This is a genomic window from Bradyrhizobium sp. LCT2 (assembly GCF_009931255.1).
In the GTDB taxonomy this organism is placed as follows: Bacteria; Pseudomonadota; Alphaproteobacteria; order Rhizobiales; family Xanthobacteraceae; genus Bradyrhizobium; species Bradyrhizobium diazoefficiens.
The window spans coordinates 4,508,169-4,521,972 of record NZ_CP034432.1; the positions used below are offsets into that span (position 1 = coordinate 4,508,169).

At 64.7% G+C, this 13,804-nt stretch carries 17 protein-coding genes; 9 read left to right on the forward strand and 8 right to left on the reverse strand.

Annotation, left to right across the window (positions count from 1 at the left end):
- Positions 1–48: 48 nt before the first annotated feature.
- The 7 genes from EI171_RS21780 to EI171_RS21810 all read right to left on the reverse strand — a co-directional run bounded on the left by EI171_RS21780 (position 49) and on the right by EI171_RS21810 (position 5,242).
- Positions 49–507: a PEGA domain-containing protein gene (locus tag EI171_RS21780; RefSeq protein ID WP_028171539.1), complete on the reverse strand. Its 459-nt coding sequence runs from the start codon at positions 505–507 to the stop codon at positions 49–51.
- A 127-nt stretch (positions 508–634) separates the two neighbouring features.
- Entirely contained in the window at positions 635–2,056 is a 1,422-nt protein-coding gene (locus EI171_RS21785) for an MFS transporter (protein WP_161534646.1), read from the reverse strand.
- Positions 2,057–2,135: 79 nt separating this feature from the next.
- Positions 2,136–2,474, reverse strand: coding sequence for a c-type cytochrome (locus EI171_RS21790; protein ID WP_161534647.1), 339 nt, complete (start codon positions 2,472–2,474; stop codon positions 2,136–2,138).
- 251 nt (positions 2,475–2,725) lie between these two features.
- Entirely contained in the window at positions 2,726–3,751 is a 1,026-nt protein-coding gene (locus EI171_RS21795; protein ID WP_161534648.1) for an aldo/keto reductase, read from the reverse strand.
- A 115-nt stretch (positions 3,752–3,866) separates the two neighbouring features.
- On the reverse strand, positions 3,867–4,058 hold the full coding sequence (locus EI171_RS21800) for a hypothetical protein (protein WP_246740638.1): 192 nt from the start codon (positions 4,056–4,058) through the stop codon (positions 3,867–3,869).
- Positions 4,059–4,209: 151 nt separating this feature from the next.
- Complete coding sequence (locus tag EI171_RS21805) at positions 4,210–4,848, reverse strand: HAD family hydrolase (protein WP_060913133.1); 639 nt, start codon at positions 4,846–4,848, stop codon at positions 4,210–4,212.
- A 70-nt stretch (positions 4,849–4,918) separates the two neighbouring features.
- Entirely contained in the window at positions 4,919–5,242 is a 324-nt protein-coding gene (locus EI171_RS21810; RefSeq protein ID WP_131234181.1) for a hypothetical protein, read from the reverse strand.
- Positions 5,243–5,405: 163 nt separating this feature from the next.
- Between EI171_RS21810 and EI171_RS21815 the strand changes: the two genes are divergently transcribed.
- The 8 genes from EI171_RS21815 to EI171_RS21850 all read left to right on the forward strand — a co-directional run bounded on the left by EI171_RS21815 (position 5,406) and on the right by EI171_RS21850 (position 11,478).
- Positions 5,406–5,600: a hypothetical protein gene (locus EI171_RS21815; protein ID WP_135177275.1), complete on the forward strand. Its 195-nt coding sequence runs from the start codon at positions 5,406–5,408 to the stop codon at positions 5,598–5,600.
- 87 nt (positions 5,601–5,687) lie between these two features.
- Entirely contained in the window at positions 5,688–5,936 is a 249-nt protein-coding gene (locus EI171_RS21820) for a hypothetical protein (protein ID WP_028171546.1), read from the forward strand.
- A gap of 75 nt (positions 5,937–6,011) precedes the next feature.
- A complete protein-coding gene (locus tag EI171_RS21825) occupies positions 6,012–6,383 on the forward strand; it encodes a signal transduction histidine kinase (RefSeq protein ID WP_161534650.1) in 372 nt (123 codons plus the stop codon).
- A 10-nt stretch (positions 6,384–6,393) separates the two neighbouring features.
- Entirely contained in the window at positions 6,394–7,320 is a 927-nt protein-coding gene (locus EI171_RS21830; RefSeq protein WP_110116296.1) for a class I mannose-6-phosphate isomerase, read from the forward strand.
- Positions 7,317–9,602: a glycosyltransferase family 4 protein gene (locus EI171_RS21835; protein ID WP_161534651.1), complete on the forward strand. Its 2,286-nt coding sequence runs from the start codon at positions 7,317–7,319 to the stop codon at positions 9,600–9,602. The genes EI171_RS21830 and EI171_RS21835 overlap by 4 nt, the downstream gene beginning before the upstream one ends.
- Positions 9,603–9,636: 34 nt before the next feature.
- Positions 9,637–10,935 carry a glycoside hydrolase family 130 protein gene (locus EI171_RS21840; protein WP_110116294.1) on the forward strand — a complete coding sequence of 433 codons (1,299 nt, stop codon included), beginning with the start codon at positions 9,637–9,639 and terminating at the stop codon, positions 10,933–10,935.
- 55 nt (positions 10,936–10,990) lie between these two features.
- The gene (locus tag EI171_RS21845) at positions 10,991–11,233 is read left to right on the forward strand and encodes a hypothetical protein (protein WP_027548121.1); all 243 of its coding nucleotides are present in this window, start codon (positions 10,991–10,993) and stop codon (positions 11,231–11,233) included.
- A gap of 44 nt (positions 11,234–11,277) precedes the next feature.
- Positions 11,278–11,478, forward strand: a complete 201-nt coding sequence (locus tag EI171_RS21850) for a hypothetical protein (protein WP_011087899.1) — start codon at positions 11,278–11,280, stop codon at positions 11,476–11,478.
- Between the two features lie 70 nt (positions 11,479–11,548).
- Here EI171_RS21850 and EI171_RS21855 read toward each other — a convergent pair whose 3' ends face one another.
- Positions 11,549–12,565: a TRAP transporter substrate-binding protein gene (locus EI171_RS21855; RefSeq protein ID WP_161534652.1), complete on the reverse strand. Its 1,017-nt coding sequence runs from the start codon at positions 12,563–12,565 to the stop codon at positions 11,549–11,551.
- 39 nt (positions 12,566–12,604) lie between these two features.
- Between EI171_RS21855 and EI171_RS21860 the strand changes: the two genes are divergently transcribed.
- A complete protein-coding gene (locus tag EI171_RS21860; protein WP_246740598.1) occupies positions 12,605–13,627 on the forward strand; it encodes a lytic transglycosylase domain-containing protein in 1,023 nt (340 codons plus the stop codon).
- Positions 13,628–13,804 lie beyond the last annotated feature (177 nt).

Below are 13,804 nucleotides of genomic sequence, written 5' to 3' on the forward strand. Positions count from 1 at the left end.
AGGCCGGCTGTTCAGCCGGCCTTTTTGTTTGTGTCGCAGTGCGGGGCTTTAAGTGCCGGTGTCAGGCGCGGGTGCCGCAGGCGGCCGCGGTTTCTTCGGCGCGGTTGGCCGTGCGCGGGCGGGAGCGGACGGCTGCATCGTGACGATGACCGGATTCGGCTTGTGATCGGTTGCCGCGCCCGTCGCGGCATCGACCCCCATGCCGACGACACCGCCCAGCAAGAGATTGCCGGCAAAGCCGGCGGCGCCGCCGGTCTGTATGTCGCGGCTGAGCGGGACGATCTGCGGCTCGTAGCCGTCCTTCTGGAAGGTGATGGAGATGTCGGCGTTCCGCTTGACGACCACGGAGCAGGGCGTCGTGCAGGTGGTCGGAACCTCCATTCCGCTAACGACGGCTTCAACGCCTGAAGGTGTCGATGAAATGCTGATATTCTCGGTCGTGCCGCGCGTGACAGACGCGCAGCCGCCCAGCATGACGCTGAGCGCCACAATTCCAATTGAACGCATGAAATGCCCCTTGTCCCGTCCGCAGTGAAGCGCAACCAGGGCGGGAGGGCAATACGTCATTGGTCCAGATAGTTAAGCCACGCACCGGTTGTGCGGAGAAGGGGGGCGAACCTGCGCGTGGGCCGGTCTATTCGCCGCGCAGGCGCTGGTCGTCCTGCACGCGGACTTGCTCGGCGCCGCGCGCGCCTGCGGGCGAGAGCCGCAGCATGCTCAGCACCGCGCCGCAGAGCGCAAATCCGACGCCAGCGAGGAGCGCGACTCGGGTTCCGTCAATTGGATAGAGGCCGAGGAACAGCGCCACCAGCGCCGCGCCGGTGGTCTGGCCGAGCAGCCGCGCCGTGCCCAGCATGCCGCTGGCGCCGCCGGCGCGCTCGCGCGGGGCGGCTGCGATCATGGTGCGGTTGTTGGGGGTCTGGAACAGGCCGAAGCCGGCGCCGGCCAGCGCCATCCGCCAGATCACGTCGAGCGGCGTTGGCGCGGCAGGCAGGAGGGCCAGCGCGCCGAGCCCGCAGGCGAACAGCGTGAGGCCGATGCCGCCGAGCAGGCCCGCCGGATAATGCTCGACCAGGCGGCCGGCGAGGGGGGCCGTGAAGGCGATCGCGATCGGCCACGGCGTGATCAAGAGGCCCATATGCACGGCGGAATAGCCGAAGCGGCTCTGGAGATAGAACGGGATCGCGACGAAGGCCAGCATCTGCCCGCAGAACGACGCGATCGAGGTCGCGATCGACAGTGCGAACACCGGGATGCGCAAGAGGTCGACCGGCAGCAGCGGCGAGGCCATGTGTGTCTCGCGGTAGATCAGCAGCGCACCGGCGACGAGAGCGATGGCGAACTGGACGAGGCAGGTGAGCGCGGCCTCGCCATGGCCGACGCTGTCGATCGCGGCAATGCCGACGCCGAAGGTGATCGCGGAGAGACCCGCGCTCTGCCAGTCGAAGGAATGGCTCGCGGGCTTGGTGTGCGGCAGGCTGCGCAGGCCGAGCACCAGCGTCACCGCGCCGAGCGGCACGTTGATGGCAAACAGCCAGGGCCAGCTTCCGACCGCGAGGATGCCGGCCGCGAGCGTCGGGCCGACCGCGGCCGAGCAAGCGACGACAAGAGCATTGAGCCCGATGCCGCGGCCGAGCAGACTGCGCGGATAGGTGAAGCGCACCAGCGCCGCGTTGACGCTCATGATGCCGGCCGCGCCAAAGCCCTGGACGATGCGTGCGACCGTCAGCAGCGGCAGCGTATGCGCCAGCGCGCAGAAGGCGGATGCGAGCGTGAACAGCACGAGCCCGACCAGATAGACGCGGCGATAGCCGACGATCTCGCCGAGCGAAGCCAGAGGCAGCAGCGAGATGGTGATCGCGAGCTGGTAGCCGTTGACGATCCAGATCGAGAAGGCCGGGCTCGCGTCGAGGTCGGCCGCGATCGTCGGCAGCGCGACGTTGGCGATGGCGCTGTCGACCACCGCCATGATGATGCCGAGCGCAATGGTCAGGATCGCCTGGTTGCGCTGGGGCTGCGGCAGGCCGTCGGCATGCACTGTTGGGGCGGACGACATGGTAATCGTGTTCGGTTGAGGCGCAGTTGCTCGTTCGCAACTTGATCCGACCCGGGATGGTTCCAGCCAAAGCCGATGGCTATTTCGGCTTCTGCGGCTCCTGAATCGCTCTGAGGTAGTTTACCACGGCCTCGGCGTCGTCGCGGCCGAATCGAAACGTCGGCATGAAGCGGTGAATGCTGCTGTAGCCGTCCTGAAGGCGCTGCATGAAATCGGGATCGTAGAGCTTGTTCTCGCCGAGGCGGCGAAACGGCGGCGCTACCTTGTTCGGGCTCGTGCCGGTCTTGCCGACCGCGTGGCACCGCGAGCACATCCGCTGCAACAGTGCTTCAGCGTGCCGCTGCTCGAAGTCCGTGGCTTGACTACCGGTGCTCCATAGCACGGCAACGGCCAGCAGGGCCGGCGCGAACCTCTTCATCGAGCATTCCCCGTCATTCTCAGCGCGAGTTTGCCTTGCTCCAGACGTAGAGTGCGATCAAAACGATCGTTACCACTGTCGAGAAGATCAGAATGCGGCGATCCCAATCGATCCTCTCTCTCTCACCCTTTCTGAAAGTGAGGGCCGTAAACAGGGCCTTCATGGCAAATCGGCGCATCGGAAGCCTCGCGAGGGCCGTACGATGCCACGGCCGACGCGAGCGGGCTTGATGCAGCTCAAGCCCGGGCGCCCTACACTGCCGGCGGATTGCGGTCGGTGAAGGTCGTGCGCTGGTGCCAGTAGGGATAGGGCAGCGTCACCTTGCTCGCGGCATCGAGCTTTGCGACCTGGTCCTTGGTCAACGACCAGCCGACCGCGCCGAGATTTTCGCGCAGTTGCGTCTCGTTGCGCGCGCCGATGATCAGCGTCGAGACCGTCGGACGCTGGAGCAGCCAGTTCAGCGCAATCTGCGAGACGCTCTTTCCCGTCTCCCTGGCGACCTCGTCGATCGCGTCGACCACACGATAGACGTGCTCGTCCGGCACGGGCGGGCCGAAATCGGCAGTCTTGGGCAGGCGGCTGACCTCGGGCTTCGGCTGCCCCCGGCGGATCTTTCCAGTGAGGCGTCCCCATCCGAGCGGCGACCAGACCACGGCGCCGATCCCCTGGTCGAGGCCGAGCGGCATCAGCTCCCACTCATAGTCGCGGCCGATCAATGAATAGTAGGTCTGATTGGCGACGTAGCGCGGGAAGCCGTGCTTGTCGGCGACGGAGAGCGACTTCATCAGGTGCCAGCCTGAAAAGTTCGAAACGCCGACATAGCGGATCTTGCCGGCGCGCACGAGCACGTCGAGGGTGGCGAGCACCTCTTCAGGCGGGGTGAAGGCGTCGAAGCCATGGAGCTGGAACAGGTCGATGTAGTCGGTGCCGAGCCGGGCGAGCGAGCCGTCGATGGCCGCGAGCAGATGCTGCCGTGACGAGCCGATATCGTTGGGCCCGTCGCCGAAGCGGAACGTCGCCTTGGTCGAGATCAAAACCTTGTCGCGGCGGCCCTTGATGGCTTCGCCGAGAACACGCTCGGACTCGCCGAGCGAATAGACGTCGGCGGTGTCGAACATCGACACGCCGGCCTCGAGACAGATATCGAGAAGGCGGCGGGCTTCGCTCGCGTCCGTGGTGCCCCACGCAGCGAGGCGGCCGACGCCGCCGAAGGTGCCGGTTCCAAGACTCAGAGCGGGCACCATGAGGCCTGACCGGCCCAAGCGTCGGTATTCCATCGATATGCTCCTCGGCTGGCCGCTGGTTGATCGATGCGGCCTTGGCGCCGAAGTTAGCGCAAGCGAGCGCCTTGTCCTATCGCGCAGTCACATACCGGCCTTGCTCGGGAACGCTCTAGTCGTGCCGAAGCATGTCGTCGAACGCGGCATCGACGACGCGCGGGCCGACGGTTTCCACTGAAGCCTGCGTCTTGATTGCTGCTGCGACAGAGGGCGTGCAGGCGAGCTCAACGGTGCGCGCCTGCCGCGGCAGGAGCGCAAGGCTCCAGCCCACCACGACCAGCGCCGCGAGCCGGATCGCGATCATGCCCAGCAACAGTTCGGATCCGCTTGTCGTGGCGTGAGTCCTCATGCGAGCCAGCGTGATGCAGGCTGCCAACCAAGACAATCTGGAATTGCCGAGCGCTGCCTTCGCTCAGGACGAAGGCTTGCGGTGATGGCGGACCGGGATGGGCGTCCTACGCCAGGCAATGGCCGAGCAAGTCCGGATGCGCGGCACAGATGTGATGCGCGCCGGCGTCCCGCAGCTCGGCCTCGCTGCCATAGCCATAGAGCACGCCGATCGCGGTCATGCCGTTGGTGCGGGCGCCGACCACGTCATGGCTGCGGTCGCCGATCATGATCGCACTGGTGGGATCGACCCTGGCCTCGTCGAGGGCGTGGCGGAGCAGGTCGCGCTTGTCGACGCGCGTGCCGTCGAGCTCGGAGCCGAACACGCGTTCGAAATAGGGCTTCAGGCCGAAATGATCGACGATACGCGTGGCGTAGACCGCGGGCTTGCTGGTGGCGACGAACATGCGCGGTGTTGTCGCGGCCAGCGTCGCCAAGGTGTCCGTGATGCCGGCATAGGCCTCGTTTTCGAACAGGCCGATATCGGCAAAGCGCTCACGATAGAGCAGCAGCGCCCGGTCGGCGAGCTCGTCGGTGCCCGTCAGCTTTTTCAGGCTGGCATGCAGCGGAGGCCCGATGCACCAGGTCAGCTTGTCCTCGCTCGGCACCGCGAGGTTCAAGCGCTCAAGCGCGTATTGGATCGAGCGGGTGATCCCAGGCTTCGGGTTGGTCAGGGTGCCGTCGAGATCGAAATAGATTGTCATCATCAATGCGGAACCGGCGTGGAGACTGCCGCCCGTTGCTAATTGGATCAGGCCTCAAGTCAAGACCCTTGCATCATGCCGTCGTGCGCATTCGACGATCAGAATGCAGCGCGACCAAGCTGAATAATGCCTGGCGGCGCTGAGCTTGTTCCGGACAATGCAATCTCCCGGTATGCGTCGGTCGGCACAGGCTGCGGAGAGGTTCAGGAAGGCGGCGCTCGCGGACAGATTTGGCGAGGAAACCAGGAGCAATCTCGGATCCGGCGCCGTCAGCCGTCTTGTTGCCGCGGCATTTCAGACAATTCGAAATGGTTGGTCCGTCGAAATCGCGTTCACTGATGTCGCGCCCCGTTATAAAGCTCGCTATTGGCGGGACGTAAGCGTAGAGTCGCGTCATCACCGCCCTTCCCACGGCTTCCATCGGTGACTGAGGGTCACGAGCGCTCCCGCCGAACGAGGAAGAGCGTGCATGCCTCGATTTCGTCTGGCCGACTGGATCGTACCGCCGGTGATCGTCCCGATGTTTCTACTGCTTCTGGTGGCTGCGGCGGCTTTTCTGCGTGGATAGGACGCCACTGCAATATCTGGTGAGCGCGCGCGATCAAAGCGGCTACGTCAGCTTGGGTCGCACCACAACGGCTGCCGCTTTGAAGAAGGCGAGGGAGCTGTTGCAGGAAGGCTATCTCGACGTGCGGATATGCACACCGCAAGGCCGGATTCTGCTCTCCGATGAGTTCGACCAGTTCGAGGCATGAGGTGACGCCTGCGGTTCGTCACATGGCGCGCCCGGGTCCATCGCAAGAGAATGCCTCGTGTGAACGCCGCCCCGGAAAGGTATCTGGATGAAAACGCTCCTTGTCGTATTGACGCTCGGCGCATTCGCGCAAGGCGCTATCGCCGGTGAATCTGACTGCCGCGAGATCGAAAGCACGAGCGGACGGCTCGCCTGTTACGACGCCGCGTTTCCTCCGAAGGTGAAGAAGTCCATTGCCGTGGAAATCGACATATCTCGGGCCCCATACAAGGATCCATTCGTTGCGGAAGAGGCCCGAACCGCGGCGAAGCTGAAGAATATCTGTCGCGGTTGTTGAGGCTTGTAACCAGGCAGCGCGGGCGTGGCAGCGGGCTGACGGCGTGAACAAGCGCCATTAACGGGAGGATCTGTCATGTCACTTACACAATTTGGCGTCGATGACGGGCCACATACCATGGACGGGCTGCGACTGAGCGCGCGGGATGGCGCTAAGCCGGTCGAGGCGTTCATTGGCCGCAAGGTGATGGATATCTGGGTTGCCTCGGTCGCGCATCGTGTCGGCAAACAAAGCCTGTTCCGTGGTCAGTACAATGCGCTCGGCAAACTGAATCTTGCGTCGATCGAGCGCATCGTCAGTGCAAAGTACCAGCTTGGAGTCACGCTCAACCGCCAACACCCGTTTGTCGAGGTTCTGGTCTCGGACATTGAGGAAAGTGGTGAGGCCCTTGATCTGAGCGAGCTCGTGCGCGAGCCGTTGCCGCCGGCATTCCATCGGCTGGCTTGAGCCGGACAGGATGACCATCGAGCATGCCGCCGTCGAGATCGCCCGCAAACCCTGGGGCCGCGTCGATCTGCGTCCCTGGAGCAGCATCGACGCTTCGGCTGATCCGGTCGGTGAGTTGCGGCTTGGGCGTATCGACAAGCGTGCGCCCAGCCCGGCGCTCCTGCTCAAGCTGCTGTTCACCAGCCAGCCCTTGTCGATCCAGGTTCACCCGAATGACGAATTCGCACACGCCATCGGCTTGCCGAACGGGAAGACCGAGGCGTGGTACATCCTGTCGGCGCCGCCGGGCGCGCGGGTTGCGCTGGGGTTGAAGCGGAAACTCACGCCGCAGGCATTGCGCGCGGCAATCAGGGACGGCTCGATTGCGGGCCAAGTGCAATGGCGTCCTGCCGCGCCAGGCGACGTCATCTTCGTTCCCGGCGGCACGATCCACGCCATCGGCGCCAATATCGTGCTCGCCGAGATTCAGCAGCAGAGCGATACGACGTTCCGTCTGTTCGATTTTGGCCGGCAGCGCGAGCTGCATGAGGACAGTGCCGTGGCCGCCTCCGATGCCCGGCCGTCGCCAACGCAATTGCCTCCGCGGCGTCTCACCGACGGTCGTACGGTTCTCGTCGCGAGCTCGCCTTTCGTTCTCGAGCGGATCGATCTTCAAGCCAATTCGCATTGGGAGCTCGATACCGATCTGGAAGCCTGGCTCCTCGTCATCGACGGGAAGGGGCGCATCGGACGGGCGAACGTGACCGTCGGAGAGGCCATCTTCATTGAGGCCGACAGCGCCGGCATCGACATTGGCCCGAGCGGGATGAGCATCCTGCTCGCCTATCCGGGACCGGATCCCATCGCATCCTTGCTGCAGGATTGTACGGGACTGACGAAAAATTCCGCCGCCGCCCAGGCGCCGACATCAAGTGAAATCATCGAGGTACCGACATGACGCCGCTCCACCGTATCGCCGTCATCGGCAACTCGCTGCCTCGCCGATGCGGAATTGCAACCTTCACGACCGACTTGCACAAGGCGATCTCGATGTCGCGTGCGGATCTGGAGACCAGCATCGTGGCGATGACCGATCCCGGTCAGGCCTACGACTATCCTCCGGCGGTCGCTTTTCAGATCAAGGACGGCCATATCGACGACTACATGCGCGCCGCTGATTTCCTCAATGCCGGCCGGTTCGACATCGTGTGCCTCCAGCACGAATTCGGGATTTTCGGCGGCGAGGCCGGCGCCCATATCCTGGTGCTGTTGTCGCGCCTCACCATGCCGGTCGTGACGACGTTCCATACCGTGCTGGCGCGTCCGACGGCCAAGCAACGCGCCGTCGTGGAGCGTATCGTCGACGCGTCGTCGAAGGTCGTGGTGATGGCCAACAAGGGCCGGGAGCTGTTGCGTGACGTCTACCTGGTGCCGGACGACAAGATCGAGGTAATTGCGCACGGCATTCCCGATGTCGCATTCGTCGGGTCCGATGCAGCGAAAGCCAGGCTCGGATTTGCGGGAAAGTCGGTCATTCTGACCTTCGGCCTGCTATCGCCCAACAAGGGCATCGAGGTCATGATCGACGCCATGCCGTCGATCATGAAGCGCTGCACGGACGCAGTCTACGTCGTGCTCGGCGCAACGCACCCGAATCTGGTTCGAGACCAGGGCGAGGCCTATCGCGAGGGCCTGATGGCGCGGGTGCGTGAACTTGGCATCCAGGATCACGTGGTGTTCCTCGATCGGTTCGTCGATTTGGCAACGTTGCTCGAATTCATTTCGATGTGCGACGCCTATGTCACGCCCTATCTCAACGAGGCCCAGATGACGTCGGGGACGCTAGCCTACAGCTTTGGGCTGGGGAAGCCGGTGGTCTCGACGCCGTACTGGCACGCCCGCGAGTTGCTCACTGAGGGATGCGGAGTCCTGGTGCCGTTCGGCGATGCCGCCGCGATCGGCGGCGAAATCGCAAACTTGCTCACCGACGACGTGCGACGGCAGGCGATGTCTCGGCGCGCCTATGCCGCGAGCCGAATGATGACGTGGGAATGCACGGCCGAGCGTTACATGTCGGTCTTCGAGACGGCACGGCACGGTCACCGGCCCAGGGTGTTTGCGCGCTCCGACATGGGCTTGCCGGGACTGCGTGGCCCCGCGCCGCCGGATATGCAGATCGGCCACTTCCTGTCGATGTGCGACGATGTCGGCCTGTTCCAGCATGCGGTGCACTCGGTGCCCGATCGCGCACACGGCTATTGCGTCGACGACAACGCCAGGGCGTTGCTGCTGGCCTGCGCCCTCAACAATCCGGGCGAGCAACCGCTGTCGGAGGTCCTGACGGCCCGCTTTGCCGCCTTTGTGCAGCACGCGTGGAACCCCGACACCGGGCAGTTTCGCAACTTCATGGGCTTCAATCGCACCTGGCTTGAAGACAGGGGCTCCGAGGACAGTCACGGGCGAACCCTCTGGGCCTTGGGTGAGGCGGCGCGCACGGACGCGAGCCCGGCGCGGCGCCGGTGGGCTGCGGCCTTGTTCGCGCAGGCATTGTCGATCGCGGAGAGCTTTCGTTCGCCCCGCGCGTGGGCCTTCATGCTGCTGGGTTTGGACGCCTACTGCGCCGTGGCGCCGGACGATCTCCATGCCAGGGAAGTCCGGCATTCCCTTGCCGACAGGTTGATGTCCTGTCTGGCGTCGGTGGAGACGCCGGACTGGGTGTGGTTCGAGGAGGGGCTGGCCTATGACAACGCGCGATTGCCGCAGGCCCTGATGCTCGCGGGCATGGCGACGCAAACGCCTCAATATATCGATGCGGGATTGCGGTCGTTGCGCTGGCTCATGACGCAACAGACGACCGCGGCAGGTCAATTCCGGCCGGTCGGCACCTCTGGCTTCGGCGAGCAGCGGCAGCATCCCCGTGCCTTCGACCAGCAGCCGGTGGAAGCAACGGCGACGATTGCGGCCTGCCTCGCGGCGTGGCGTGCGGATGGCGATGCCGAATGGAAGGCCATGGCAACGCGAGCCTTCGCCTGGTTTCTCGGCAGCAATGATCTCTCGGTGGCGCTGGTCGATCCGCTCACCGGCAGTTGCCGCGATGGCTTGCACCCCGATCGCGCCAACGAAAACCGCGGGGGCGAGTCGGTCGTTTGCTATCTCCTCGGCCTTGCCGAGATGCGCCAGCTTGCGCGCGTCAACGCGAGCCTGACAAGGCCGATCGCGTTGCGCGCCGTGGGCGCCTGAACTTCACCTTCCCACCTAGCGAGCCGAGGATACCGTGTCACAACCTTCCTTCCTGAACCGGCAGGGACTTCATCTGCGCCCCGATCCAGCGCGGGTCATCGTGCGGCCGTTCAAGCCGGCGACCGAACCGCGCGATCTCAATCCGACCGACAAGATGCGCGCAAATCATATCGTCGAGCGGGTTCTCGCACTTAATTCGGAAGCCGTTGCGGCCCAGCTCGCGGACGTCCTCGATAATTTCGAGGGCCGACATCGCAATCTCCTGGAGAGGTTCGAGGCCCGCGCCGACGATATGGAGGATGCTTTCGCAACGCACGGTATCTTCTCGAAAGCCCAGCGCCAGCTGATCGGCGCCTATTTTCTCAGCGAGTATTCGTTCGAGGCCTCAGCCTTGTTCAATCCGAGCATCGTACCGCACCCCGATCAATCCGGTAGCCCGGAGGGCGGCAAACGCTTCATCCTCAGTCTCCGGGCGATCGGCGAAGGGCATGTGTCGTCGCTGACGTTTCGAACCGGAACGATCGCGGCTGACGGGAGCCTGACCGTCGATCCGACGGCTCGCCTTGCCTCGGTCCCGCGGATCAGCCATCGCGCATCCGGCCCGGACGGCGACCGGGTCGAGCTGACGTTCAGGCCCGAGGAGGATCTCAGCGAGCGTGTCATCTTTCCCGTGACCGAATCCCAATCGAACGGCATCGAGGATGCGCGCTTTGTCCAATTCAGCGACGGCGATCGGAAGACCTATTACGCGACCTACACGGCCTACAGCGGGCGGGCGATCCGGTCCGAATTGATCGAGACCAGCGATTTCATGTCGTTTCGACTGACGCCTTTGCGGGGCGCTGCGGCCCACAACAAGGGCATGGCGCTGTTCCCGCGCAAGATCGGCGGCAGCTATGCCATGATCGCGCGACAGGACAATGAGAACCTGTATCTGGTCTATTCGGACGACCTCTCCACATGGGAAGGCGGCCGGGCCCTTCTGAAACCGCAGTTTCCCTGGGAGTTCGTCCAGATCGGCAATTGTGGGTCGCCGATCGAACTCGACGAAGGCTGGCTGCTGCTGACGCATGGTGTCGGCCCTATCCGGAAATACTCGATCGGAGCGGCGCTGCTCGACAAGCACGATCCATCCAGGGTGCTGGCGCGTTCGAGCGAGCCGCTGTTGCGGCCTGAACCGTCCGAGCGCGAAGGGTATGTCCCCAACGTCGTCTATACCTGCGGCGCGATGAGGCACAATGACCAGATCATCCTGCCATATGCCGTGTCGGACACCTTCTCCAGTTTCGCAACGATCAGGATTTCCGCGCTCATGGATGCGATGCGACGCTGAGCGTTCGCAGTCGTTGACGTCACTTCCGTTTGCCAACAGGGTCAGAGGAGCCGTCATGGTTCGCCAAACAACCTACGTCGTGCAGGCGTTCAATGCCGGCAAGGGCGGGAATCTCAAGGCCGACTCTCCGATCGTCTGCAAATCGGAGAGCGGCGCGCTGCGAACGGCGGAGAGACTGGCCTTGAGCAAGCTCGGCGTCGTTGCGTTCTCGTCCAGCGGCGATGCCGAAATGGGTGACTATGACGATGAGCCGACGGTGTTTTTCCGGAAAGGCGAGCTTCCGGCCGGCTTCGACTAAAGTCCCTGGTTGCGATCGAGAAGATATTTTTCAGAGGAGCCTACATGAGCGAGCGACTTGAAACCCTGAAGAAGGCCCGCGATCGCATGATCGAGGACAGAGACGCGCATGCGAAAGTGCTGGCCGCTCCCTTTGTGCGCGACACGGCCGAGCGGGCGCGCAACAAGTTCGTCGAGATTCAGGCGCTGATCGACGCCCTCGACCGCGCCATCAGCGGCGAAAGCCTGGTGCCCGTCAAGAACTGAGGCAGCGCAACGGGAAATCAGCCGACATCTCGTCGCAGGGGAGCGGTCGCATGCCGATGGCTGCGACCCCTTATTGCTGTCTCGCCCATTCGACGATCGCCGCCGCATCCGCGCCGGCCTGGGTCTCCCAGGTGGCGATCGCGTCCGTCGCGGCGTTGCGGAGTGCGGTGACGAGGGACGGCGGCGCGGGCTCGGCGATGTTGACGCCGTTGTCGCGCATGCGCGCATAATTCTCGGTCGTGCGATGGGCCAGCAGCGCGAACTGGCTCTGCTCGGTCTCGGCCGCAGCCGCCATCACCTCGCGTTGCATCGGCTCGGACAGCTCCGCGAACGCCTCGCTGCGGACGAAGGCGATCGAGACCGGCATAGCATAGTTGATGGCCGTGAAATGCGGCAGGAAGTCCCAGAGCTTGCGTCCCGCGCCGCCGTCGCCGGAGGTGAGGAACGCGTTCAGCTGGTGCTCCTTCAATCCGGCGAGCGCTTTGTCCATCGGCAGGAACTGCGCATTGGCCCCGGCCGCGCGCATCACCGCGCTGGAACTGGCGTCATAGGCCCGCAGGTTCAGCTTTGGCAGATCGTCGGCGCCTGCGAGCGCATGATCCGACCAGAGGCCCGTCGCCGGCCAGATCGTCAGATAGAGCAGCTTGAGACCGCGGGCGGCGAACGCCTTTTCGTAGAGTGGGCGTGCCCGCGCATTGGTGGCGCGAGCGACGTCGACCGATTGCACCAGGAAGGGCAGGGTAGAAAGGGCGAGCACCGGGTCGAGGCCGGACAGTGCGCCCGCAAAGGCATCGCCGCCGGCGATCCGGCCCTCCAGCGCCGCGCGCGGCATCTCGCCCGAATTGATCTTGAGCTCGTTGTCGAAGGCGTTGGCCACGGTCACGAAACCGTTAGTGCGCACCGCGACGCGGTCGGCGAAAGTGGTGAGGCCAATCCCGGAAATGTTGTTTTGCGGATATTCCGTGGTCATCCGCCAGTTGACCTGCGCTATGGCCGGCGCGGCGGACAGGACCAGGGCGGCGAGGGCAAGGATCGCGCGGATCCGTTTGGCGGGGGAACGCATTGGGAGAAGCAGGGCAGGCAGCATATACTGGCAACTCGTCGAACCATGGCACGATGCCACAAGATGGCGGATCAGCTTCTCGCATGCCGCGCCGGCGTGCGCCACAGCGATGCTTGGGCAGCGTTGGCGAGAATTGCATCACTCGCCGTTGCCGTGCTGCTGACCTCTGCGACAGAGGTCGCGGCAGGGGACAACTCGCCCGCGGGGACCGACGTCGCGGTGCCGAGCGTCGAGGAGCTGGCGACGCCGCCGCAGAAGCCAGCGGATGCGCGCGAGAGCGACACGCGGGAGTCCATCTGCCTGATCGTCGAGGCGGCCGCGCGGGACGCCAACCTGCCGCTGGAATTCTTCGCCCGCGTGATCTGGCAGGAGAGCCGCTTCCAGGCCGATGCGGTGGGTCCGATGACCCGTAGCGGCGAGCATGCGCAGGGGATCGCGCAGTTCATGCCGGGCACCGCGAGCGAGCGTGGGCTGCTTGACCCGTTCAATCCGGTTCAGGCCTTGCCGAAGTCGGCCGAATTCCTGAACGAGTTGCGCAATCAGTTCGGCAATCTCGGCCTGGCGGCCGCCGCCTACAATGCCGGCCCGCGCCGCGTCCAGGAATGGCTGGCCGGTACCGGCCCGATGCCGGAGCAGACCCGCAATTACGTCTATGCCATCACCGGTGCGACGGTGGATGCCTGGGCGAAGGCCGGCGGTACCGGCAAGGGCCCGCCGAGCGCGCCGCCGACGAGCTGCCGCGATCTCATGGCCCTGTTGAAGCGCGCGCCGAATCCGTTCGTCGCCGAGCTCGAGCAGCATGTAGAGCTGGCCGCCGCGAAGATCTGGGGCGTGCAGCTCGCCGCCGGCTTCGACCGCAACAGGGCATTGGCGATGTATTCCCGCGCGGTCACGCGGCTGAGCGCGGTGATCGGCGAGCGCGACCCGAGCCTGCTGAGTTCGGTGATGCGCAGCCGCGGCACGCGCGCGTTCTACCAGGTGCGCATCGGCGCGGATACGCGCAGCGAGGCGGATGATCTCTGCAACCGCATCCGCAAGGCTGGCGGCGCCTGCTTCGTGCTGAAGAACCGCGGTGTGAGCGGGTAGGGCAACTCTCTCCCGCCGTCATTCCGGGGGCGCGCCCCTTGGCGCGAACCCGGAATCCATTGTTCAACAATCTCTGCGGCCTGATGGATTCTCAGATGCGCAATTGCGCATCATAGCTCGCGACTTCGTCGCGCCCCGGAATGACGGCGGCGGGTGTTGGCCGTGCGCATGCCAGCT

Excerpts from the sequence above, each read along its gene's own strand:
- EI171_RS21805 (WP_060913133.1), bottom strand. The coding sequence starts at position 4,848 with ATGATGACAATCTATTTCGATCTCGACGGCACCCTGACCAACCCGAAG.
- EI171_RS21825 (WP_161534650.1), top strand. The coding sequence starts at position 6,012 with ATGTCACTTACACAATTTGGCGTCGATGACGGGCCACATACCATGGAC.
- EI171_RS21850 (WP_011087899.1), top strand. The coding sequence starts at position 11,278 with ATGAGCGAGCGACTTGAAACCCTGAAGAAGGCCCGCGATCGCATGATC.
- EI171_RS21790 (WP_161534647.1), bottom strand. The coding sequence starts at position 2,474 with ATGAAGAGGTTCGCGCCGGCCCTGCTGGCCGTTGCCGTGCTATGGAGC.
- EI171_RS21800 (WP_246740638.1), bottom strand. The coding sequence starts at position 4,058 with ATGATCGCGATCCGGCTCGCGGCGCTGGTCGTGGTGGGCTGGAGCCTT.
- EI171_RS21860 (WP_246740598.1), top strand. The coding sequence starts at position 12,605 with ATGGCGGATCAGCTTCTCGCATGCCGCGCCGGCGTGCGCCACAGCGAT.
- EI171_RS21835 (WP_161534651.1), top strand. The coding sequence starts at position 7,317 with ATGACGCCGCTCCACCGTATCGCCGTCATCGGCAACTCGCTGCCTCGC.
- EI171_RS21830 (WP_110116296.1), top strand. The coding sequence starts at position 6,394 with ATGACCATCGAGCATGCCGCCGTCGAGATCGCCCGCAAACCCTGGGGC.
- EI171_RS21845 (WP_027548121.1), top strand. The coding sequence starts at position 10,991 with ATGGTTCGCCAAACAACCTACGTCGTGCAGGCGTTCAATGCCGGCAAG.
- EI171_RS21855 (WP_161534652.1), bottom strand. The coding sequence starts at position 12,565 with ATGCTGCCTGCCCTGCTTCTCCCAATGCGTTCCCCCGCCAAACGGATC.
- EI171_RS21795 (WP_161534648.1), bottom strand. The coding sequence starts at position 3,751 with ATGGAATACCGACGCTTGGGCCGGTCAGGCCTCATGGTGCCCGCTCTG.
- EI171_RS21820 (WP_028171546.1), top strand. The coding sequence starts at position 5,688 with ATGAAAACGCTCCTTGTCGTATTGACGCTCGGCGCATTCGCGCAAGGC.
- EI171_RS21810 (WP_131234181.1), bottom strand. The coding sequence starts at position 5,242 with ATGACGCGACTCTACGCTTACGTCCCGCCAATAGCGAGCTTTATAACG.
- EI171_RS21785 (WP_161534646.1), bottom strand. The coding sequence starts at position 2,056 with ATGTCGTCCGCCCCAACAGTGCATGCCGACGGCCTGCCGCAGCCCCAG.
- EI171_RS21780 (WP_028171539.1), bottom strand. The coding sequence starts at position 507 with ATGCGTTCAATTGGAATTGTGGCGCTCAGCGTCATGCTGGGCGGCTGC.